18 protein-coding genes are annotated in these 23,061 nt (G+C 51.9%); 6 read left to right on the plus strand and 12 right to left on the minus strand.

Features of this window, described 5'->3' with window-relative positions; all coding sequences use genetic code 11:
- The first annotated feature begins 27 nt into the window (after nt 1–27).
- The gene (mcbR, locus tag EOS98_RS11445; RefSeq protein WP_001119592.1) at nt 28–693 is read left to right on the plus strand and encodes a colanic acid/biofilm transcriptional regulator McbR; all 666 of its coding nucleotides are present in this window, start codon (nt 28–30) and stop codon (nt 691–693) included.
- Between the two features lie 55 nt (nt 694–748).
- On the opposite strand, the gene pqqU is transcribed toward mcbR, so the two are convergent.
- On the minus strand, nt 749–2,869 hold the full coding sequence (gene pqqU / locus EOS98_RS11450; protein ID WP_080203463.1) for a TonB-dependent receptor PqqU: 2,121 nt from the start codon (nt 2,867–2,869) through the stop codon (nt 749–751).
- A 263-nt stretch (nt 2,870–3,132) separates the two neighbouring features.
- On the opposite strand from pqqU, the gene EOS98_RS11455 reads away from it, so the two are divergent.
- Together EOS98_RS11455 and EOS98_RS11460 are read left to right on the plus strand one after the other, a co-directional pair.
- The gene (locus tag EOS98_RS11455) at nt 3,133–4,194 is read left to right on the plus strand and encodes a YncE family protein (protein WP_126524116.1); all 1,062 of its coding nucleotides are present in this window, start codon (nt 3,133–3,135) and stop codon (nt 4,192–4,194) included.
- A 144-nt stretch (nt 4,195–4,338) separates the two neighbouring features.
- On the plus strand, nt 4,339–4,560 hold the full coding sequence (locus EOS98_RS11460; protein ID WP_000732362.1) for a YgdI/YgdR family lipoprotein: 222 nt from the start codon (nt 4,339–4,341) through the stop codon (nt 4,558–4,560).
- A 76-nt stretch (nt 4,561–4,636) separates the two neighbouring features.
- On the opposite strand, the gene ansP is transcribed toward EOS98_RS11460, so the two are convergent.
- A complete protein-coding gene (gene ansP, locus EOS98_RS11465) occupies nt 4,637–6,130 on the minus strand; it encodes an L-asparagine permease (protein WP_000857112.1) in 1,494 nt (497 codons plus the stop codon).
- A gap of 512 nt (nt 6,131–6,642) precedes the next feature.
- On the opposite strand from ansP, the gene EOS98_RS11475 reads away from it, so the two are divergent.
- Together EOS98_RS11475 and nhoA are read left to right on the plus strand one after the other, a co-directional pair.
- Nucleotides 6,643–7,275 (plus strand): effector protein steA, encoded by a 633-nt coding sequence (locus EOS98_RS11475; protein ID WP_126524115.1) that lies wholly within the window; start codon nt 6,643–6,645, stop codon nt 7,273–7,275.
- Nucleotides 7,276–7,558: 283 nt separating this feature from the next.
- Complete coding sequence (gene nhoA / locus EOS98_RS11480; RefSeq protein ID WP_126524114.1) at nt 7,559–8,404, plus strand: N-hydroxyarylamine O-acetyltransferase; 846 nt, start codon at nt 7,559–7,561, stop codon at nt 8,402–8,404.
- A gap of 35 nt (nt 8,405–8,439) precedes the next feature.
- Here the strand turns inward: nhoA and EOS98_RS11485 are convergent, their stop codons facing one another.
- From EOS98_RS11485 to EOS98_RS11515, 7 genes are all read right to left on the minus strand, one after another.
- A complete protein-coding gene (locus tag EOS98_RS11485; protein WP_000804297.1) occupies nt 8,440–9,333 on the minus strand; it encodes a PhzF family isomerase in 894 nt (297 codons plus the stop codon).
- Between the two features lie 105 nt (nt 9,334–9,438).
- Nucleotides 9,439–10,119: a respiratory nitrate reductase subunit gamma gene (gene narI, locus EOS98_RS11490; RefSeq protein WP_000617106.1), complete on the minus strand. Its 681-nt coding sequence runs from the start codon at nt 10,117–10,119 to the stop codon at nt 9,439–9,441.
- Nucleotides 10,116–10,811: a nitrate reductase molybdenum cofactor assembly chaperone gene (narW, locus tag EOS98_RS11495; protein ID WP_063809246.1), complete on the minus strand. Its 696-nt coding sequence runs from the start codon at nt 10,809–10,811 to the stop codon at nt 10,116–10,118. Before narW ends, narI begins: the two co-directional genes overlap by 4 nt.
- Entirely contained in the window at nt 10,811–12,355 is a 1,545-nt protein-coding gene (narH, locus tag EOS98_RS11500) for a nitrate reductase subunit beta (protein WP_000702582.1), read from the minus strand. The genes narW and narH overlap by 1 nt, the downstream gene beginning before the upstream one ends.
- The gene (locus EOS98_RS11505) at nt 12,352–16,092 is read right to left on the minus strand and encodes a nitrate reductase subunit alpha (RefSeq protein ID WP_126524113.1); all 3,741 of its coding nucleotides are present in this window, start codon (nt 16,090–16,092) and stop codon (nt 12,352–12,354) included. Before EOS98_RS11505 ends, narH begins: the two co-directional genes overlap by 4 nt.
- 91 nt (nt 16,093–16,183) lie before the next feature.
- Nucleotides 16,184–17,572: a NarK family nitrate/nitrite MFS transporter gene (locus tag EOS98_RS11510; RefSeq protein WP_000198250.1), complete on the minus strand. Its 1,389-nt coding sequence runs from the start codon at nt 17,570–17,572 to the stop codon at nt 16,184–16,186.
- Nucleotides 17,573–17,785: 213 nt separating this feature from the next.
- The gene (locus EOS98_RS11515) at nt 17,786–18,364 is read right to left on the minus strand and encodes a TetR family transcriptional regulator (protein ID WP_000121044.1); all 579 of its coding nucleotides are present in this window, start codon (nt 18,362–18,364) and stop codon (nt 17,786–17,788) included.
- A gap of 117 nt (nt 18,365–18,481) precedes the next feature.
- On the opposite strand from EOS98_RS11515, the gene smvA reads away from it, so the two are divergent.
- Nucleotides 18,482–19,969, plus strand: a complete 1,488-nt coding sequence (gene smvA / locus EOS98_RS11520; RefSeq protein ID WP_126524112.1) for a methyl viologen efflux MFS transporter SmvA — start codon at nt 18,482–18,484, stop codon at nt 19,967–19,969.
- Nucleotides 19,970–19,993: 24 nt separating this feature from the next.
- On the opposite strand, the gene EOS98_RS11525 is transcribed toward smvA, so the two are convergent.
- The 3 genes from EOS98_RS11525 to yddG all read right to left on the minus strand — a co-directional run bounded on the left by EOS98_RS11525 (nt 19,994) and on the right by yddG (nt 23,006).
- Nucleotides 19,994–20,374, minus strand: coding sequence for a GFA family protein (locus tag EOS98_RS11525; protein WP_014343841.1), 381 nt, complete (start codon nt 20,372–20,374; stop codon nt 19,994–19,996).
- Nucleotides 20,375–20,517: 143 nt separating this feature from the next.
- The gene (gene ompD / locus EOS98_RS11530; protein ID WP_000769043.1) at nt 20,518–21,600 is read right to left on the minus strand and encodes a porin OmpD; all 1,083 of its coding nucleotides are present in this window, start codon (nt 21,598–21,600) and stop codon (nt 20,518–20,520) included.
- Between the two features lie 524 nt (nt 21,601–22,124).
- The gene (gene yddG, locus EOS98_RS11540; protein WP_000203791.1) at nt 22,125–23,006 is read right to left on the minus strand and encodes an aromatic amino acid efflux DMT transporter YddG; all 882 of its coding nucleotides are present in this window, start codon (nt 23,004–23,006) and stop codon (nt 22,125–22,127) included.
- Nucleotides 23,007–23,061 lie beyond the last annotated feature (55 nt).

Genomic DNA, 23,061 nt, shown 5'->3' on the forward strand with positions numbered 1-23,061 from the left:
GTTCTGCCAAGAGGTGAAGGAAGGAAAATGCCGGGTACGGAAAAAACACAACATATAAGCCTGACCACACAGGTTGAAAATCGGTTAAAGCATCAATTGTCTATTGGCGCATTAAAACCAGGCGCAAGGCTTATCACTAAAAATATCGCTCAAGAGTTAGGCGTCAGTATTACGCCGGTGCGTGAGGCCCTGTTAAGGCTGGTCTCTTCCAGTGCTTTGGCGGTGGCGCCAGCACAGGCGTTTATGGTGCCGGAGATCTCGCTGGAAAGTTTGCTGGAAATTAATACGATTCGTACTGCCCTGGAGGAGATGGCGGTGGTCGCCGCTGCGGGTAAGATTACCCCGGATCGCGAGCAGACGCTGAATGCGCTATTAGATGAATTTCAACAGGCGCTGGAAAGTGGCGTTATGGAGAAAATTCTTTTGGCCAACCGCGCATTCCGCTTTGAGATCTACCACTACGCGGATATGCCAACGCTGTATGCCATGATCGAGCAATTATGGGTACGCCTGGGGCCAAGCCTGCATTTTTTATATGATAATTTTAAACTTGATGATTATCAAAACGGCGTTAATCTGTACAGAAAATTACTTAATGCGTTAGTGACTGGTGATAAAGAAGCCAGTCGCCACTGCCTACAGAACGTTTTGCAACAAAACGTAGCGACGATTAAAAATCAGTACTTTATGTAACCTTCATGAAACTATGACTTATCAATAGCGGGGATGCCCCGCTATTGCCGGATATTTATTCAAACTGCCATGCCAGATTAATCCCCACGCCATAGTTACGTCCTGGCGCTGGCTCATAATATCGGCCATTAGATTCATTAACGATCACCGAACCGATATATTCTTTATCAAATAGATTATCTACCCGCCCAAAAATATCGACGGTAAGCTGACTGTAATTAAATTTATACCCTGTATTTAGTCCAACAACGGTATACGAAGGCGCTTTGGCGGTATTTTCATCATTGGCCATGATATCGCCCATATAGCGAACGTCTGTTCCGGCGTACCACCCCTCATCCGGGATAAAACCTAATGAGGCGAATCCCATATTACGGGCGATGCCGGGCATCCGGTTTCCATCACAGTTTTGCCCCTGACAAACGTTACTGCGATAGGTCGCATCCAGCCAGGTCCATGATGCTTTCACCCGCCAGTCGCCGGCGAAGCGCTGGTCCAACGCGAGCTCTGCGCCCTGGCGGCGTGTTTTGCCCGCGTTTTTGTAGGTAGTGCGTCCTCCCATACTGCTGGCGACGACAATTTCATCATCGGTATCGGTTTGAAATAACGCGGCGGTCAACAAGCCATTGCCAATCCGCGTTTTACTGCCGACTTCCACCGTATCATTGGTCGACGGTTTGAGGTCAAAGTTGAACCCGCTTTGGCCGTCAGCGCGATAAGAAAGCTCATTGATTGTGGGAGTTTCAAATCCGCGACCGGCAGCAAGATAGAGATTCCAGGCGTCAGTTAACGCATATTTTAGCGATCCGGCGGGTAGCCAGTGGTGATAGCTGGCGTCGCCGCTGTCATCGCCATTGCCGGGCGCGATATAGTGATCGTTAGAATCGAACCACACGGAACTGTAGCGCACGCCAGCATCCAGCGAGAGTTTTTGCGTAAGCCGCCACTGGGTTTGCAGATAAGGATCGACATTCCACATCAGGTTACGCTCATCCCGCCGTAAATCGCCTTTATGCCCGAACTCAGGGGTGCCGTTGTTGAGACGGAAATTATTGTAACCCTTGCGGTTTTCGCTCATGTTTTCATAGTTTAACCCGCCAGTGAAGGTGACCGGCACACCTAATTCTCCCCGGTGAGTCCAGCGGGAATCAATTCCCTGATAGTGGCGTTGCAGTGTAATTACGCCGCCAGCCTGGGCTGGTTTTAGCTGTGCCACCAGGGGAATAGACTGGTATTGCGTGGTTTCCCGCTCTCCGGCGTAGGCCATCACGCTGATATCATCCTGCGCGCTGAGCTGACGTTCATAACGCAATCCTGCCTGAGTTTGTTTGATGGTTTTACGCGTATTGTACTGTTCAGCGCGGGGCGCCTGTTGCGGATCGGCTTTCCATTCAGATTCGGTAAGTCCGCCGGGATCGTCCGCCTTAATGTCCACACTATTAAAAATCAGCGAGAGTTTACTGACATCGTCAAGGCGCACGCCCAGTTTGGCATTAGCCAGATTTTTTCGCGCGCCGCTGTGATCGCGGTAGCCGTGGGTGGTGAAACGGGTAGTCGATACCGTGTAATCCACGTCGCCTGGCTGTGTGCCGTCACCCATCGCGCCCGTGGCTTTTAGCCCATAGCGCCAGCTTCCATAACTGCCGTAGTAGCTGCTGGCCTCAAGGGTTGGCGGCTGTCTCCCGGTTTCGGTGGTGACATTTATTACGCCGCCGGAAGCATTGCCGTATAGCGCTGAGAAGGGGCCGCGTAACACTTCAACGTCTTGTATGCTGTTAATATCAATATTCGAAATCTGGCCTTGTCCATCCGGCATGGTGGCGGGAATGCCATCAACATACAGACGAATGCCGCGCACGCCAAAGGCGGAACGCGAGCCAAATCCACGGATAGAGATTTGCAGATCCTGCGCGTAGTTCTGCCGGTTCTGCACCTGCAATCCCGGGACGCTGGTTAAAGACTCAGATAAATTGACGCGTGGCGTCGCCAGACGCATGTCTTCTCCCTCAATGACGCTAACGGCGGCAGGTGTATCCAGTTCGGATACGGTTTGCGGCGTTGCGGTGACTATCATGGTTTGTTCATTGGGCGCGCTGGCGGCCTGAAGGACCGGGGAGAAGGTCAGAGGCAATAAGAGGGCGGGATAAAGTCGCTGTCTAACGGAAATAATTTTCATGAAAATGCCGGATAAATGTAAGCGTATCAACGGAAAACGTGACATTAAGGGTAGTCAATATGTAAAGTTTTGAAATTTTAATCGCACATTAAGTTAAGAAAATGTGCGGTATTTAAGAGCCATGACATTCGCAGGTGAGGAAAAGCTCCACTTTCTGATAAATAATGATTATTATTCTCAACTTATAATAAGTGCGGAACGAAGATCCCGCGCAGCGAAGTAGTGTGAAGCAGCTATACACGTTTTTATCAAAGGGAGTCGTCATGCACTTACGTCATCTTTTTTCGCCGCGCCTGCGTGGTTCTTTATTGTTAGGTTCGCTCCTCGTCGCATCCTCATTTAGCACGCTGGCGGCGGAAGACATGCTGCGTAAAGCGGTAGGCAAAGGCGCTTATGAGATGGCCTGGAGTCAGCAAGAAAACGCGCTCTGGCTGGCTACATCGCAAAGCCGTAAACTGGATAAAGGCGGCGTAGTTTATCGTCTCGACCCGGTGACGCTGGAAATCACGCAAGCGATTCATAACGATCTCAAGCCGTTCGGCGCCACCATCAATGCCGCGACCCAAACGCTGTGGTTTGGCAATACCATTAACAGCGCAGTTACCGCGATTGATGCCAAAACGGGTGATGTAAAAGGTCGTCTGGTACTTGATGCGCGCAAACGTACTGAAGAGGTTCGTCCGTTACAGCCCCGTGAGCTGGTTGCCGATGCGGCGACCAACACGATCTACATTAGCGGTGTTGGTAAAGAGAGTGCTATTTGGGTAGTGGATGGCGAAACCATCAAACTGAAAACGACGATCGAAAATACCGGCAAAATGAGTACGGGTCTGGCGCTCGACAGTAAAGCGCAACGCCTGTACACCACCAATGCGGATGGCGAATTTATCACCATCGATACCGCCAGCAATAAAATTCTCGGTCGTAAGAAGTTGCTGGATGACGGTAAAGAACACTTCTTTATTAACCTGAGTCTCGATACCGCAGGTCATCGCGCGTTTATCACCGACTCGAAGGCGACTGAGGTTCTGGTTGTCGATACCCGTAATGGCAATATTCTTGCCAAAATCGCGGCGCCTGCCTCTTTGGCCGTCCTGTATAACCCGACACGTAACGAGGCGTATGTGACGCACCGTCAGGCAGGGCAGGTCAGCGTGATCGATGCGAAGACCTATAACGTTGTTAAAACGTTCGATACGCCGACGTACCCGAATAGCCTGGCGCTATCGGCAGACGGTAAAACGCTCTACGTCAGCGTGAAGCAGAAATCGACACGTGAACAGGAAGCGACGCAGCCGGATGATGTTATTCGCATTGCTCTGTAAATAGGGTATGGAGGGGGAAACCCCTCCAGTCATCTCTTTAAACGCACCGATACGCCTCGTTACACCCCGCCGATAGCCTGATGATTCTGTGAGAATTACACTGCCTTTTTGCTGTAGTTAACTCATTATATTCACGAGTAAAATATGAAAAAGTTATTTATATGCTCAGGTTTGGGCATGATGTTTTTTATGCTTGCGGGTTGTACAACCAACTATGTGATGACGACGAAGAATGGGCAAACGATCGTAACTCAGGGTAAGCCACAGTTAGATAAAGAGACGGGGATGACCAGTTATACCGATCAGGAAGGCAACCAGCGGGAAATTAACAGCAATGATGTGGCGCAGTTGATTAAGGCTGACTAAGCATTGGGCGCGATGCGGTGTTGGCGGCAACGCGCATTAAACCCGGCAGGCCTGGGGCTGCCGGGGAAGGGGAATGTTATGTCGCTGCTTCTTCTTTCAATACGACACTCTCTGTCGAATCCGCCGTCACTGGCGCAGTGCGATGGATCTCCGCCACGCGACGTCGCACGCCAAACCAGCCGGCAACCAGCAGAATGGCGATCAGCGGCAACGAGGCGATAGTGTAAGTTCCATTCGGGTAGTCAAACGCCATGAGTACCAGCACGCTTAGTAAAAACAGCAGCGTTAGCCAGGAGGTAAAAGGCGCGCCGGGCAGTTTAAAACTGACGTCTGCGGCTTTGCCTTCTTTTATCGCCTGGCGTAAACGCATCTGGCACACCATGATAAACGCCCACGACGCGATAATGCCGAGCGAGGCAAAATTAAGAACGATCTCAAACACGCGGGAGGGGACCAGGTAATTCAGGAATACGCCGACCACGTAAACCACCAGAGTCGCCAGAATACCCGCATAGGGCACATGCTGACGGCTCATTTTCGCCATGAATTTCGGCGCGGAACCCCCCATCGACATTGAACGTAAAATTCTCCCCGTACAGTAAAGCCCGGAGTTCAGGCTGGAAAGCGCGGCGGTTAACACCACGATATTCATAATACTGCCGATATAAGGCACGCCAAGTTTAGAAAAGAAGGTGACAAACGGACTTTGCCCCGCCTGATAGGCGTTCCACGGCAGCAGCAAAACCAGCAATACGACCGATCCTACATAGAAAAGACCAATACGCCAGATCACGCTATTGATGGCTTTTGGCACCATCGTCTGTGGATCTTTGCACTCCCCAGCGGCGGTACCGACCAGTTCAATCGAAGCAAAAGCGAACACCACGCCCTGAATCAGTACCAGCGCGGGCAACAGGCCGTGCGGGAAAAAGCCGCCATTATCTGTAATCAGGTGAAAACCGGTGGCATTACCCTCAAGCGGTTGACCGGTACCGAGAAAAATCGTGCCTACCACCAGGAAGATAACAATGGCGAGTACTTTTATCAGCGCGAACCAGAACTCCATTTCGGCAAACCATTTTACGCCGATCATGTTCATGGTACCGACAATGGTTAACGCGCCGAGCGCGAACACCCATTGCGGAACGTCGCCAAATGCGCCCCAGTAGTGCATATATAACGCCACTGCGGTGATATCGACGATCCCGGTCATCGCCCAGTTAATAAAGTACATCCAGCCTGCGACGTAGGCCGCTTTTTCACCCAAAAACTCACGGGCGTAGGAGACGAAGCTCCCGCTGGAAGGACGGTGCAATACCAGTTCGCCCAGCGCGCGTAAAATGAAAAAAGAAAAAATGCCGCATATCAGATAGACCAGCGCCAGTGCCGGTCCGGCCATTTGCAATCGGGCGCCTGCACCTAAAAATAAACCGGTGCCAATCGCGCCGCCGATAGCAATCATCTGAACCTGACGATTCCCCATCGCTTTGTGATACCCCTCTTCATGGGCGTTCAGCCAGCGTCGTTTCGCCGCATGTTGTTCTGCGGCGTGCGTAGTCTGTGTTTTCATTACGTTACCTGTTATAGCCTGTCCTGACAGAAAAATTCCTTATGCCGCGACGGGCGCTCACCAATCGATTGCCTGCAATGGCGAATGCCGCTTTTCCCTGATTCTGTGACAGGGATAAAACCGCCGGCGGAGCATCCTACCTGCAATTGTTAAATGACGCAAAACATACGGAAAGGACAAAATGAGAATGTCGAGTTTATTTGTGTGGTCAGATGTGGTGCGGTGTGGTCACGATTCAGCCAGATAAGACGCCAGCACAAATCCGCAGTGCTTGCGTTGCGCAATAATTAACCAGCGCTAATCACTTGTGGGATTTATGGTCATAGATATAACCTCGAACGGTAAACTACCTGACGATATTGCAGTAGCATAAGATAAGGCCGTTGCGCCTGTTATTCTCCTTTTCTCCTGAAAATGTATGCCTTTGAGCAATTTTGTTGATTGACATATCGTCATAATGAGAGAGGAGTAGGACATATAAAGCTATTGAGCAAAATTTGAAGGAGTAGGATATGCCACATACATCAGTTTCTACCTATGCCAGAGCTTTATCAGGAAATAAGCTACCTCATGTTGCTGCAGGAGATTATGAAAATAAATTATCAACAAAAATCATGAAAGGCATCTTGTATGTGCTTACCGCAGGACTGGCCTACGGATTTACGAGAGTAATTGAACATTATTGCAATGTTACGCCTAAAGTTGAGGAGTTCTGTGCTAATGCAGGGACTATCCATAATCACCTTGCTGATGCTGTGTGTGATGGGCTGTATACTATAGATGTCGACCTTTCTGATGGTCGGAGGTTAACATTCGAACAACTCTCGCTGATGGCTGGACGTGAGCCAATCGTCAGGATATCGGATGGCGAACATACCGTTGAGGTTAAGGGGTCCTTTGAAGATATTTGTATGAGACTGGAAGAGGGCTTTTTTGAGGCGCCAGCGTACTATAATTATAATATTGATAAAGACCATAAAACTGTCAGAGAGCGAATAGCAGCATATAATGCCTTACCTCAGGCATTAGGCGCCATTCCGAGTTTAGAACATTATATCGCTCGGGCCAACAGCATGGGCGAGGCGAAAGCGCAACGGGCGGACGACATAAAAGATCGTTACCATAACTATTTAGACAAGTATTAAAAAGCGCTTATGTTTAGCCAGTTTTGTTAGAAATCACACTCGCTGAGCTGGCGTTAAAAATTTTAACACGCCGCTATTTTGGCGGCGTGTCACAAAGAGATTCTCAGAACCCGATTTCCGTTTGTACGCCAAAATTCTACGTACCTCCGGCGCTGTAGCCGGCCTGTCTTATTTTTTTCAAAAGTATCCAACGCTATTCCACGGATAGGGTATGCTGTTGCGCAGCGATATCCGCCTCAGCCTGTGTGCCGAACGCAAGCATTAATGTTAATGGAAGCCTCAGATGACCTCTTTTTTACATGCTTATTTTACGCGATTACATTGTCAGCCGTTGGGGGTTCCTACGGTTGAAGCGCTCAGAACGCTTCACTTAGCGCACAACTGCGCGATTCCTTTTGAAAATCTGGATGTGCTACTGCCTCGTGAAATACAGCTCGATGAGACGGCATTAGAGGAGAAACTGCTTTATGCCCGACGCGGTGGATACTGTTTTGAACTGAATGGCCTGTTTGAACGTGCGTTACGCGACATCGGTTTTAACGTCCGAAGCTTATTGGGGCGGGTCATTCTGTCTCATCCCGCCAGTTTACCGCCGCGCACGCACCGTTTGCTGCTGGTTGATGTTGAGGATGAGCAGTGGATCGCTGACGTGGGGTTTGGCGGCCAAACGCTAACCGCGCCGCTTCGTCTGCAGGCTGAAATTCCCCAGCAAACGCCGCATGGCGAATACCGCCTGATGCAGGAGGGGAGCACATGGATTTTACAATTCCGCCACCATGAGCACTGGCAGTCGATGTACTGTTTTGATCTGGGGGTGCAGCAGCAGAGCGATCATGTGATGGGCAATTTCTGGTCGGCTCACTGGCCGCAATCCCATTTTCGTCATCATTTGTTGATGTGCCGCCATTTGCCTGATGGCGGCAAGCTGACATTAACGAATTTCCACTTCACGCGTTACCACCAGGGACATGCCGTTGAACAGGTCAATATACCGGATGTACCGTCGTTGTATCAGTTACTTCAGCAGCAGTTTGGTCTCGGCGTAAATGATGTAAAGCACGGTTTTACCGAGGCGGAGCTGGCCGCGGTAATGGCTGCATTTGATACCCATCCGGAGGCGGGAAAATAATTTTTTGCCGCGAGGATTTGCGGGCCTGACAAAGATTAAAAAGTAATGGCCCATTCGGCATGAAACAGAATGACCGCCTGGCCGGAGATGGTGACGTTGTCCGGCTGGTTATCGCGAATGGTGACGGTAACATCAACAGTACCCTCTTTGCCTAAAGCGCGCCCCTGATGGCCTTGAATCTGCAGCGTTTTACCGTCATGCGCCATCAGGCCATGATGGACGAGCCATGCACCCATCGGGCCATTGGCGTTTCCCGTTACCGGATCTTCCACAATCCCTATCGCCGGGGAAAACATTCGCCCATCGGTTTCGTTTTTTCCCGGACGAATCTGGAAAGGAAAAAAGCCGTTACAGCCAATTTGCTGGCTGATTGCCGTCAGGGCTGCCAGATTCGGAGAAAGGGCATCAATATCAACGTCTGGTTTGAGCAGGATCATCACTTTTGCATGTCCTGTTGAAGCCACCTGAATTGGCGCTCCCGGCACGATATCATCTTCAGTCAGGTTCAGTGCTGTGATGATGGCAGCCCGAATCTCTCCGACTAGCGGTGGTTCAAAAGAGGGCTGACCTTGTTCCAGCGTGATGCGATAGTCGTTGTGTTCGGCATGAATTTCAACGCGATGACGGCCCGCTAACGAGGTTTGCCAGACGGTGGTGTTTCCCAACCCCAGTACCGTTGCCCGAACATAATGCGCGGCCACAGTGGCATGACCACAGATGGGGACTTCTACTGTCGGTGTAAAGTAGCGTATGCGCACATCACTCTCTTCGCTTTTTAGCAAAAAGGCGGTTTCCGAGTGACGAAGTTCACGGGCAATCAGCTGCATCTGCGCGTCGCTTAGCGTATCCGCATGTAAGACAACGCCAGCAGAGTTGCCGCGAAAGGGTTCGCTGGTGAAGGCGTCAACATGGTAAATCTGCGGTTTCATTGATGTTCTCCTTTGACTGAAGAATCATCATAGCCTGTGCGTTGCCGAATGACGACGCCCAGGCGTTTTTCTTTGCCCGGTAAGCGTACCCCCGGGCAAAGAGAATTAGCGGCGGGTACGAACAATCTGGTAGCGACGGGTGAAATACTCAAACGGCGCGCTCCAGACATGAACCAGACGGGTGAACGGGAAGAGCAGGAAAATAGTCATTCCCAGCACCAGATGAACGCGGAAAACAAACGCCACACCGCTCAGCATTTCCGAAGACCCGCCGCGGAAGGTGACAATACTTTGCGCCCAGCCCACCAACTTCATCATTTCGCTGCCATCCGGATATTGCGCCGAAAACGGAATGGTGCTCAGGCCAAGCAGGCACTGAATCAGCAAAATGCTCATGATGATAATATCAGGTGTAGTGGATGTCGCCCGCACACGCTGATTGGTCAGACGACGCCACAGTAATCCCGCGCCGCCGATCAACGTTAATACGCCGCACACGCCGCCGAGGATCATCGCCATCTGCTGCTTTACCGCAATCGGCAGGAACCAGGCATACATCCAGTGTGGCGTTAGCATCCCAAACAGATGGCCAAAGAAGATCCCCAGAATGCCAATATGGAACAGATTCGACCATATCACCATCCCACGCTTGTCCAGCATCTGGCTGGACGACGCGCGCCAGGTATATTGTCCGTAGTCATAGCGCAGCCAACTGCCGAGGAAGAATACCGTGGCGCAAATATAGGGGTAGATGTCGTAAAAAAAGACGTTCAGGTACTGTATCATTTCGGGCCTCCCGCGCTGACGTCGACGTACTGCGGCGCCGCGTCCTGGCTAAAGCGTCGTTGATAATGGTGTAACGGTGAACTGTCACAGGTCGTGGCGTTATCTTCGATAAACTTCACCTGTTCTTCTTCCCAGACGGCATCCAGTGCCTGACGGGTATCATCCCGCGATTCCTGAACAATCTGTTTGGTGACACTGTCACTTGTAAGCGTACTGCCCGCCAGCGTCAGCAGGGCGTCAAACAGTTGATACCACGGCGCTCCTCGCTGTTTCAGACGACCGCCCAGTAGCGCCAGAATAGGGGCAATATTCTGTAATCCCTCGCGCGCTTCCGCTTCCGGCAACACGCTTAAGTACTCCAGATAGAGCGGCAGGTGATCCGGCAGTTCGCGGCAGTTGAGGTGCAGGCCCACGGTTTCATACTGGCTTAACAAATCGACCATCGCCTGGCCGCGATCGCGGGACTCCGCATGAACATGCTCGAATAACAGCAATGAAGTGGCGCGCCCGCGGTCAAACACTTCGCACCATTCTGCTTGTTTATCCAGTAACGGCGCATAAAGCAGCTCGCGAGTGAAGTCGGCCAGCATTGGCGCATCGTGTTGGATAAGGGCAAGCGCTTCATCCCGACATTCCCACAACTCGTCGTCCGGATACTCCATCAACAGGCCAATCGCTTTGAGGATTTGCATTATTCCCCCTCCGCTTTATCACGTACTTCGGTGATATTGATGGCATCAATACGGCTACTGTTGAACAGGTTGAATTTGGTATCCGAGCCGTGACAACCGTCGCCAAAAGTAAAGCCGCAGCCGTTGCGCTCCGGAAAGGCGTCGCGCGCCATTTCCCGGTGGCTGGTGGGAATGACAAAACGATCTTCATAATTGGCAATCGCCAGGTAGCGATACATCTCTTCAACCTGTTGTACGCTCAGACCCACTTCGTCAATCGCGCGGGTATCCGTCACGCCTTCAACCGTCTGCGAGCGCATGTAGTGGCGCATCGCCATCATCCGCTTTAGCGCCCGAATGACCGGGCCGGTATCGCCCGCGCTGAGCATATTGGCCAGGTACTGGACCGGAATACGCAGCGTCTCCACCGCCGGCAGAATATTGCCATTGTGCGGTAACCCGCCCGCGTCGGCGTATGACTGGATGGGCGACAGCGGCGGTACGTACCAGACCATCGGCAGGGTACGGTATTCCGGGTGCAGCGGAAGCGCCAGCTTCCAGTCCATCGCCATTTTGTACACCGGCGACCGTTGGGCGGCGTCGATGACGTTTTGCGGGATGCCCTGTTTAAGCGCCTCTTCAATGACCGCCGGATCGTGCGGATTGAGAAACACATCGCACTGACGTTCATACAAATCTGTCTCGTGTTCGGTACTGGCCGCTTCTTCAATCCTGTCGGCGTCGTAGAGCAGAACGCCAAGATAACGGATGCGCCCGACGCAGGTTTCCGAGCAAACGGTCGGCTGGCCGGATTCAATACGCGGATAGCAAAATATGCATTTCTCAGACTTGCCGCTCTTCCAGTTAAAGTAGATTTTTTTGTACGGGCAGCCGCTGATACACAAACGCCAGCCCCGGCATTTATCCTGGTCGATTAGCACGATGCCGTCTTCTTCACGCTTATAAATAGCGCCACTTGGGCAGGTGGCAACACAACTGGGGTTCAGGCAGTGTTCGCACAGACGCGGCAGGTACATCATGAAGGTGTTTTCGAACTGACCGTACATCTCCTTTTGTATGTTGTCGAAGTTACGGTCGCGGGCGCGTTTTTCAAACTCGCCGCCGAGCAGCTCTTCCCAGTTTGGCCCCCAGATCACCTTGTCCATCCGTTTTCCGTCAATCAGTGAACGAGGGCGGGCAGTGGGCTGATGCTTACTCTCCGGCGCATGATGTAAATGCTGATAATCGAAGGTAAAGGGTTCATAGTAATCATCGATTTGCGGAATCACCGGGTTGGCGAAAATTTTGCTAATTACCCCCATTTTGCCGCCCAGACGGGGCCTTATCTTGCCATTAACATCACGAACCCAACCGCCTTGCCACTCCTGCTGGTCTTCCCAGTTTTTGGGATAGCCGATGCCCGGTTTAGTTTCGACGTTATTGAACCATGCGTATTCCATCCCTTCACGTCCGGTCCAGACGTTTTTACAGGTGACGGAGCAGGTGTGACAGCCAATACATTTATCGAGATTCAGTACCATCCCAACCTGTGAGCGTATTTTCATTTTTTCGCCTCCTGTACCTGATCCCGGCCCTCATCATCCAGCCAGTTAATGTTTTTCATCTTCCTGATCATGATGAATTCATCGCGATTCGAACCCACGGTTCCGTAATAGTTGAAGCCGTAAGCCAGTTGCGCATAGCCGCCGATCATATGCGTCGGTTTTGGACAGACCCGGGTCACGGAGTTATGGATCCCGCCGCGCATCCCGGTCACTTCCGAGCCCGGAATATTCATAATTCGCTCCTGGGCGTGGTACATCATGGTCATACCCGGCGGGACGCGCTGGCTGACCACCGCACGAGCGGTAAGGGCGCCATTAGCGTTGAAGGCTTCAATCCAGTCGTTATCTTCAATACCCAGTTCACGGGCATCGGCTTCGCTGATCCAGACAATCGGCCCGCCGCGCGACAAGGTCAGCATCAGCAGGTTTTCGCTGTAGGTGGAGTGAATTCCCCATTTCTGGTGCGGCGTCAGGAAGTTAAGCGCTTTTTCCGGGAAACCGTTGGGCGGAATTTCTCGCATTTCGCTGACGCTGCGGGTATCAATCGGCGGACGATATGCCACCAGGCTTTCGCCAAAAGCGCGCATCCACGCATGATCCTGATAGAGTTGTTGCCGCCCCGACAACGTGCGCCACGGGATCAGTTCATGTACGTTGGTATATCCGGCGTTATAAGAGACATGCTCGCTTTCCAGTCCTGACCAGGTCGGGCTGGAGATAATTTTGCGCGGTTGCGCCTGGATATCACGAAAGCGAATTTTCTCATCTTCTTTATTGATGGCCAGATGGGTGTGCTCGCGCCCGGTCATCTCGCCCAACGCCTGCCAGGCTTTCACCGCCACCTGGCCGTTAGTTTCCGGCGCTAAGGCAAGAATCACTTCCGAAGCATCCAGCGCGGTGTCGATCCGCGGACGTCCTTTCGCCGGACCATCGTGTTTGGTGTAATTGAGCTTACCGAGGAAATCGACTTCATCTTGCGTATTCCAGGCAATCCCCTTACCGCCGTTGCCTAATTTATCCAGCAGGGGACCCAGCGAGGTAAAACGTTCATAGGTGGCCGGATAATCGCGTTCAACCACGACGATATTGGGGGCGGTTTTGCCCGGAATAAGTTCGCACTCGCCTTTACGCCAGTCGAGAATATCAAATGGCTGCGCCAGTTCCGCCGGGGAATCATGCTGGAGCGGGTGTAACACCACATCGGTTTCCTGTCCGAGGTGTCCGACACACACTTCAGAAAAGGCGCTGGCGATGCCTTTGTAGATCTCCCAGTCGCTTTTGGATTCCCAGGCAGGATCGACCGCGGCGGAAAGGGGGTGAATAAACGGATGCATATCCGAGGTATTCATATCGTCTTTTTCATACCAGGTGGCGGTCGGCAAGACGATATCGGAAAACAGACAGGTACTGGACATACGGAAATCAAGCGTGACCAACAGATCGAGCTTGCCCTCAATCGCGGCGGACTGCCATTCCACCTCTTCAGGCTTAATTCCTTCGCTGGAACCCAGCGCTTCGCCCTGGATACCGCTGTCGGTGCCCAGCAGATATTTGAGCATATACTCATGACCTTTCCCGGAGGAGCCGAGCAGGTTAGAACGCCAGACAAATAAATTTCGCGGGTGATTATGACCACTGTCAGGCTGTTCGCAGGCAAAACGGATAGCGCCTGATTTCAACGCCTGCACGGTATAATCCGCCGCAGACAGCCCGGCTTTATCGGCGCTCGCTTTCACGCTGAGCGGGTTAAGATTAAGCTGCGGCGCCGAGGGTAGCCAGCCCATACGTTCCGCGCGCACGTTGAAATCGATCAGATGTCCGGAAAATTTAGCCGGATCGGCCAGCGGCGACAGCAACTCTTGCGCAGTCAGTTTTTCATAGCGCCACTGGCTGGCATGGTTGTAGAAAAACGAGGAACTGTTCATCTGACGCGGCGGGCGATTCCAGTCCAGCGCGAAGGCCAGCGGCAGCCAGCCGGTTTGCGGCCGCAGCTTCTCCTGGCCGACATAGTGCGCCCAGCCGCCGCCGGTTTGTCCAACACAGCCGCAGAACACCAGCATGTTAATCATCCCACGGTAATTCATATCCATGTGATACCAGTGATTCACTCCCGCGCCGAGGATGATCATCGAACGACCGTGAGTTTTATGGGCGGTCTCGGCAAATTCACGCGCAATAGTTTCGATATGTCGACGCGGCACGCCGGTAATCTGTTCGCCCCATGCCGGCGTGTAGGCTTTTACGTCGTTATAATTATTGGCGCTATGGCAGTCATCCAGACCACGATCCAGCCCATAATTCGCCAGCACCAGATCGTAAACGCTGACGACCATCCGCTCGCTACCGTCCGCCAGAGCCAGGCGTTTCACCGGTAACTGACGTACCAGTACCGGTTCCTGCCGCACGCTGCGAAAATGTGGGTTTTCGTTGCCGCCAAAATAGGGGAAAGCGACACCCGCCACGTCATCATGCTGACCGAGTAAAGAGAGCGACAGTTCAGTTTCGACGCCCGCCGCCACCGGTTCCAGGTTCCATTTTCCCTTTTCGCCCCAGCGAAAACCGATAGAACCATTGGGCGCGACCAGTTCGCCCGTACTGTTGAGCGCGACGGTTTTCCATTCCGGATTATTGGCTTCTCCCAGTCCATCCACCAGATCCGACGCGCGCATCATACGCCCCGGTACATAACTGCCGTCTGCGCGCTCATCCAACAGGACCAGCATTGGCATATCGGTATAACGGCGGCAATAGTTAAGAAAATAGTCGCTGGGATTATCGAGATGAAACTCTTTTAAAATAACGTGACCCATGGCCATCGCCAGCGCGCTGTCGGTACCTTGCTTTGGCGCCAGCCACTGATCGCACAGTTTAGCGACTTCGGAATAGTCCGGGGTGATGGCGATCGTCTTGGTGCCTTTGTAGCGCACTTCGGTAAAGAAGTGGGCGTCCGGGGTACGCGTCTGCGGCACGTTAGAGCCCCAGGCAATAATGTAGGCTGAGTTATACCAGTCGGCGGACTCCGGCACGTCAGTCTGCTCGCCCCAGGTCATTGGCGACGCGGGCGGAAGATCGCAATACCAGTCATAGAAGCTCAGACAAGTACCGCCAAGCAATGACAGATAACGTGTTCCGGCGGCGTAAGAAACCATCGACATCGCCGGAATAGGTGAAAACCCCGCCACACGATCCGGACCATAGGTTTTGATTGTCCAGACGTTAGCGGCGGCAATGAGCTGATTCAGCTCTTTCCAGTTCGAACGAATAAAGCCGCCATGTCCGCGCACCTGTTTGTAACTTTGGCATTTTTGCGGGTCGTTCATTATAGATTCCCATGCCAGTACCGGATCGCTGTGCCGGGAAAGGGCCTCGCGCCACAGTTCTATCAGCCGCTTACGCACCAGAGGGTATTTCAGACGATTGGCGCTATAGAGATACCAGGAGTAGCTGGCGCCGCGCGGGCAGCCGCGCGGTTCATGGTTCGGTAAATCGGGACGCGTGCGCGGGTAGTCGGTTTGTTGAGTTTCCCACGTCACCAGACCGTTTTTGACATAAATTTTCCAGCTACAGGAGCCCGTGCAGTTGACGCCGTGGGTTGAGCGCACGATCTTATCAAACTGCCAGCGCTGGCGATAACTGTCTTCCCAGTCGCGGTTGGTATGCATCACCTGACCATGGCCGTCGGCAAAGGTATCGCCTTTTTGTTTAAAGTAACGAAAGCGATCCAACAGTTTACTCATGACATTTCTCCTGCTTCGATAAATTTTCCGCCACCCTGTCGATTTGGCGTTAAACCATTGCCGGATGGCCGTCCTACAGGTGCGTATGTTGTTATTGTTGTTTAGGCTTACGACGCCCGTAGACCAGCCAGGTCAGCAGGACGCAAGCGATGTAAAACAGCAAAAAGATTTTCATGGCGCCCACCGGCGAGCCGGTCAAGGCCAAAGAGGTGCCAAACGCTTTTGGAATAAAGAAGCCGCCCACAGCGCCAATAGCGGAGATAAAACCGAGTGCGGCGGCGGTATCCGTCACCGCTTCGCGCTGCGCCTGCTCATCGCTCCCGCCGCGCAGTTTGACGTTGTAGAGCGTGATCTGACGGAAGATCACCGCAATCATCTGGAAGGTAGAACCGCTGCCGAGACCCGCTGTCAAAAACAGGCCCATAAAAACAAGATAGAACGCGCTAAAGCTGCCTGCGCCGGAGCCTGGCAGCGTGAGGAATAGCAGAGCGGTAAACAGCGCCATAAAGATAAAATTAATGAGCGTTACGCGAACGCCGCCGAATTTATCGGAGATCACGCCGCCTGCCGATCGCGCCAGCGCGCCGATAAAGGGGCCAAAGAACGCCAGTTGCAGAATGTTTACGTCGGGAAATTGCGTTTTGGCGAGCATGGCGAAACCTGCGGAAAAGCCGATGAATGACCCGAATGTCGCCAGGTACAGCAGGCTAAGCAGCCACAGGTGCAGACGTTTTAGCACCGGCAATTGCGAGGCGACAGACGCTTTTGAACTGCCGATATCGTTCATACCAAACCAGGCGGCAAGCGTCGCGACAGCCAGTAACGGCACCCAGATCCAGGCGGCGTTAGTGAGGGCGAGCAGGGAGCCATCAGGTTGCGGCACGCCCTGGACGCCTAAAAAAGTAAATATCGGCAGAAAAATAACCAGCGGCGCAATCAACTGCATCACACTGACGCCAAGATTTCCCAGTCCGCCGTTAATACCCAACGCGCTACCTTGTCTGGCTTTTGGAAAGAAAAAACTGATGTTGCCCATACTGGACGCGAAGTTTGCCCCCGCAAAACCGCACAACAGAGCGATGAGCATAAATACCCCGAAAGGGGTGGCGGGATTTTGCACGGCGAATCCCAGCCAGGCGCAGGGAATAATCAATATTACGGTACTTAATACGGTCCATTTACGGCCACCAAACAGTGGCACCATAAAGGAGTAGGGGACGCGTAATATTGCGCCGGAAAGAGAAGGTAATGCGGTTAATAAAAAGAGTTGGTCGGTGGTAAAATTAAATCCAATTTTATTGAGGTTGACGGCAACAGCACTAAACAACATCCAGACGCAAAATGCCAGGAGCAAACAACTTACTGAAATCCATAAGTTTCTTCTGGCGATGCCTTTACCTTTATTCTCCCAGAAGGCTGGATTTTCGGGTCGCCAGTCACTCAAAAGATAACGGTTATAATTCTCGTTTTGTCGTGTCATTTTACCCCTCACATGCGCATATCATTTGAAAAAAACACAAAAAAGAGACAGAGCGTCACGCGCTCTTTTGAGAACTTATTGAAGTTTTTTTAGAATATTGAGTGAAAGAATAGATAAAAAACCAGGCCAGCGCGGCGCGAAGAGGAGATATGATGTTTCTTAATTGTTACTATTTGTAAACTAAAAGTGATTTTTATTAAATTATTTGTAACTTTACGCAAAGAGTTCAAGCGTAATCATACGATCCAGATGGTATTTAAACGCGGGATCGGCCATTTCCGGAATACCCAGCACATACATACCGTCCAGCCCGCACACCAGTGCGATAAGCCGCCAGGCGATATCCGTGGCGTTAGCAGTAAACGTAAATTCTCCTGCCTGTTTGCCCTGCTCGATAATTGTGACCGTTTCCTCATGCCACATCTGCATCGTGAGGAGATAAGCATCTCTGATGTGCGGATCCCGATCGGCCAGAATTTGCGCCTCTCGCCACAATTTTATGTAAGGCTCAAAGCCGCCGTCTTCGCTACCCAACATAGCGTGAAGCCGTGCACGCCAGGTGGCGGGCGGCGGAACTTGCCCGGCATCAAGCAGGGTGCGGATCAAATGGACAAAGGCCAGCGCTTTGAGCTCGCCCGCCGAGCTGAAGTGGTGATGCACCTGGCCGGCGGCGACATCGGCTTCTGATGCGATTCGTCGCACCGTCATGGCGGCAAACCCCTCTGCCAGCGCCACGCGCATCGCCGCTTGCAGGATCACTTCGCGGCGTTCATCCCGGTTAAGGTAACTCATATTTTCCCCACATTAGCCAATACGCGCAGTGTAACAAAAAGCTGGACATTCGTTCAACTTACCGTAGGATCCTGAAACTGGACAGGTGTCCAAATTTGAGTTTTTGAAGGGAGAGTTATGTTTCGTCAGTGGTTAACGTTAGTCATTATTGTGCTGGTCTATATTCCTGTCGCCATTGATGCCACGGTCTTGCATGTCGCCGCCCCGACACTGAGTATGACACTGGGGGCCAGCGGCAACGAGCTGCTGTGGATCATTGATATTTATTCTTTGGTCATGGCTGGCATGGTGTTGCCGATGGGCGCGCTTGGCGATCGTATCGGTTTTAAACGCCTGCTGATGCTGGGCGGGACGCTCTTTGGCCTGGCGTCACTGGCGGCGGCGTTTTCGCATACCGCCAGTTGGCTTATCGCCACCAGGGTATTACTGGCTATTGGCGCGGCGATGATTGTACCGGCGACGCTGGCCGGGATACGCGCCACCTTTTGTGAAGAAAAGCATCGCAACATGGCGCTGGGCGTCTGGGCAGCGGTAGGTTCGGGCGGAGCGGCGTTTGGGCCGCTCATCGGCGGCATATTATTAGAGCATTTTTACTGGGGATCGGTTTTCCTGATCAACGTGCCGATTGTGCTGGTCGTCATGGGCTTAACCGCCCGCTATGTTCCTCGCCAGGCGGGCCGTCGCGATCAACCGCTCAATCTTGGCCATGCGGTGATGCTGATTGTTGCTATTTTGCTGTTAGTCTATAGCGCTAAAACCGCGCTGAAAGGGCATCTGTCGCTGTGGGTCATCTCGTTTACCCTGCTTACCGGCGCGTTGCTCCTGGGACTCTTTATCCGCACACAGCTTGCGACATCGCGTCCGATGATTGATATGCGACTATTTACCCATCGCATTATCCTGAGCGGCGTCGTGATGGCGATGACCGCGATGATCACTCTGGTGGGTTTTGAGCTGCTGATGGCGCAAGAGCTGCAGTTTGTTCACGGGCTATCGCCTTATGAGGCCGGGGTATTTATGCTGCCGGTGATGGTCGCCAGTGGATTCAGCGGGCCGATTGCGGGCGTGCTGGTCTCGCGTCTGGGACTACGGCTGGTCGCGACGGGCGGCATGGCGTTAAGCGCGCTGAGTTTTTATGGCCTGGCGATGACGGATTTCAGCACCCAACAATGGCAGGCCTGGGGGCTGATGGCGCTGCTGGGATTTAGCGCCGCCAGCGCATTGCTGGCTTCCACGTCGGCAATTATGGCCGCTGCGCCGGCAGAAAAAGCGGCGGCGGCCGGCGCGATAGAAACGATGGCTTATGAACTGGGCGCAGGACTGGGCATTGCCATTTTCGGTCTGTTGTTAAGCCGTAGCTTCTCCGCGTCTATCCGTCTGCCTGCCGGGCTTGAGGCGCAAGAGATTGCCAGAGCGTCATCTTCAATGGGAGAAGCCGTGCAGTTGGCGAATAGCCTACCGCCCACGCAGGGGCAGGCAATACTGGACGCCGCCAGACACGCCTTTATCTGGTCGCATAGCGTGGCGTTAAGCAGCGCCGGGAGTATGCTTCTTTTGCTGGCGGTAGGGATGTGGTTCAGCCTGGCAAAAGCCCAACGCCGATAACATAACGCCTGGTGAGATAAGCGCTTAATGCGCTAGCTGGCAGGGGGAGTCCATTTCCTCAACCTCTTTACCGCTGAGGCGTGCGTATTGCCCCGTCAGTCGCCAGAAGGCAGGCTGGGTTTCGGTATAAATTTCCGCAGCCAGAATCAGCCGACGGCGATCAACTTCGTTCAGTTCCAGTAAGGTCCAGGGAATAAAATAGCGATCGGTATCGGTAAGCCGAAACCACAGCGGACACCCGCAGCCGGAACAGAAGTAGCGTTCGCCGCGCGAAGAGGATGAAAAGTATGGCGGTTCCGGGGAAAGGGGGGCTAGCTGTGGTTGCCCGCAGGCTTCCAGATACATGGCTATTCCACCCGACCATTTTTGACACAGCGTACAATGGCAGGCATAGACATCCAGCATTTCGACGTCAACGGTAAAATGGCTCTGTCCGCAAAGACAACGACCAGTGAACGTCTGCACGGCATACTCCTTATGACCGAGTCTACATCAAGAGAAAAAGCCAGCCCTGAAAGGACTGGCTTTGTATTCAGACTACAACAAAATTAGAACTGGTAGTTCAGACCAACAGCAACGATGTTGTCAGTGCTGATCTGCGCAACATTTTTAGTGAAGTTGGTGTCATCCAGCAGGTTGATTTTGTAATCAACGAAGGTGGACATGTTTTTGTTGAAGTAGTAGGTAGCACCGACATCGATGTACTCAACCAGATCCTGGTCGCCGTAAGCACCCAGATCTTTACCTTTGGATTTCAGGTAAGCAATGGACGGACGCAGACCAAAGTCGAACTGGTACTGAGCAACAGCTTCAAAGTTCTGAGTTTTGTTAGCAATACCGTCGATTTTACCGAATGTGGTCATATTCAGCGTTTCGGAGTAGGTGGTCGCCAGATAGATATTGTTCGCATCATATTTCAGACCAGCAGCCCACACTTCCGCATTCTGGCCAGAAGCATACAGGCCATTGGTGCCGTTGCGCACCTGACGGTCAGTACGGTCAGACTTCGCATAGGCCGCACCCACGCCAAAACCTTCGTACTCATACGTTGCGGACAGACCGAAACCGTCGCCGTTTGCTTCTACTTCATTGTCACGATCGTTTTTGCCCTGATACTGCGCGGCAAAGTTCAGACCTTCAACCAGACCGAAGAAATCGGTGTTACGGTAGGTGGCAACGCCGGTAGCACGCTGGGTCATGAATACGTCAGTCTGGGTCCAGGTATCGCCACCGAACTCTGGCAGAACGTCGGTCCATGCGCCGATGTCGTAAGCAACGCCGTAGTTACGACCGTAGTCGAAAGAACCGTATTCAGCGAATTTCAGACCAGCGAATGCCAGACGGGTTTTGTCTTTGTCGGAACCTTCAGATTCAGTACGGTTGCCTTTGAATTCATATTCCCACTGGCCAAAACCAACCAGTTGGTCATTGATCTGCGTTTCGCCTTTAAAGCCCAGACGCGCGTAAGTTTTGTCACCATCACTTCCGTTATCATCAGAGAAATAATGCTGAGCGTGAACTTTACCGTACAGATCCAGTTTATTGCCGTCTTTGTTATATACCTCGGCTGCATTTACAACGCCTGCTGCCAACAGGGAAGTCACTGCCACTGCCACTAACTTAAGTTTCATTTTAATAATCCTTATAATTTTCTTAGCGTGTTTCCTCAACCATTGTTAAACGAGGCGTTTGTCAATGGCAGACTATTTTTAAATGACGGAGTGGCATAAGTTCAATAATAAGTTTCATAAGATTACAAATTATTTTAATTTGTGTGATCGAGATCTCCTTAATACATTTGAGAGTATTAATTCAAATAGGGACTGTCTAATAAGATATATTTTCGGAGGGGACTATTGGGCTGTTTATGGTTTTATTTTTGGTAGTAACTACTGATTATTATATGCACTAATAACAGTTGCGAGCTAACGTTAATTATATATTTGTTAATATAATTATATCATTACATTAACATATTTAACGATTTTATAAAATTCATTTTTATCAGCGCAATCCTGGTATGGCGCAGGAGGAGCACGTGAAAATGGAAAATCGTCAAATACACACAGGCGATAGATAAAAGCGTAGTTGTGTTATGAAGAGTGTCAAGGTGCAGCGGGTCGATTTAATATCAACATCGGCCCGCCCGTCGCTATTAGCGCCGCCGCGTTGCCAGCCAACAAAGTAGTGAACCTACGCAAACCATGACTGCGCCTTGCCAGAAGGAGAATGACAGTGGTGAGCTGAGTAACAGCGCTGCCAGAGCAGAGGACATGACGGGGGTAAAATAAGACCCTACGGCCATGATAGTCACATTGCCATGAAGTATGCCCACATTCCATGCTGCGTAGGCAAACCCCAACGTTAATGCCGCGGTAAAAAGTTTAGCAATCACCGGTAGGCTAAATATCATGGCAGGTTGCGGCGTAAGAAAATAGTGGAACCACAACGCCACGGCGGTGAGTAACACAAAGACGGTGATACCGTTAAAACCACGCGCATATTTATTTGTGACGGTGCAGTATGTCGCCCATATAAACGCCCCAAGAAATGCCAGGAAATAACTTAGCGGACTGGTGGCGACATTGCTGATAATTTCTCCTGGATTAAGACCATTCTCGCCCCCCAGAACCCAGCAAACGCCAGTAAGTGCAATAAGCAATCCAGGAACAATAAGCCAGTTAGTTTTTTGCCCATTAAAAAGAATGGCAAACAGAATAGTCAGGCTGGGCCATAAATAGTTAACCATGCCGACTTCGATAGCCTGATGGCGAGTGGCGGCATAACCGAGAGAAAGCGCCAGGCATATTTCATAACTGACAAACAGTACGCTGCCTGCGATGAGGTATCGCCCCGGAAAACGGCGGATATCAGGTAATCCGACGGTAAAAATCAGCAGCAGACCGCTTAATGAATAGATCATGGCTGCGCCGCCTACCGGTCCGAGACCTTCGCTGACGCCGCGAATTAACCCAACCATCGTGCTCCACAGAACGATGGCAACAAGCCCTATTAGCGTTGCTTTTTGTGATGTCATGCTTTGTGACTGTCCTGAATACCGCGCAAAATAAACTGCCACTTATAGCACTTTT

This window comes from Salmonella sp. SSDFZ69 (assembly GCF_004010755.1).
Taxonomy (GTDB): Bacteria; Pseudomonadota; Gammaproteobacteria; order Enterobacterales; family Enterobacteriaceae; genus Salmonella; species Salmonella enterica.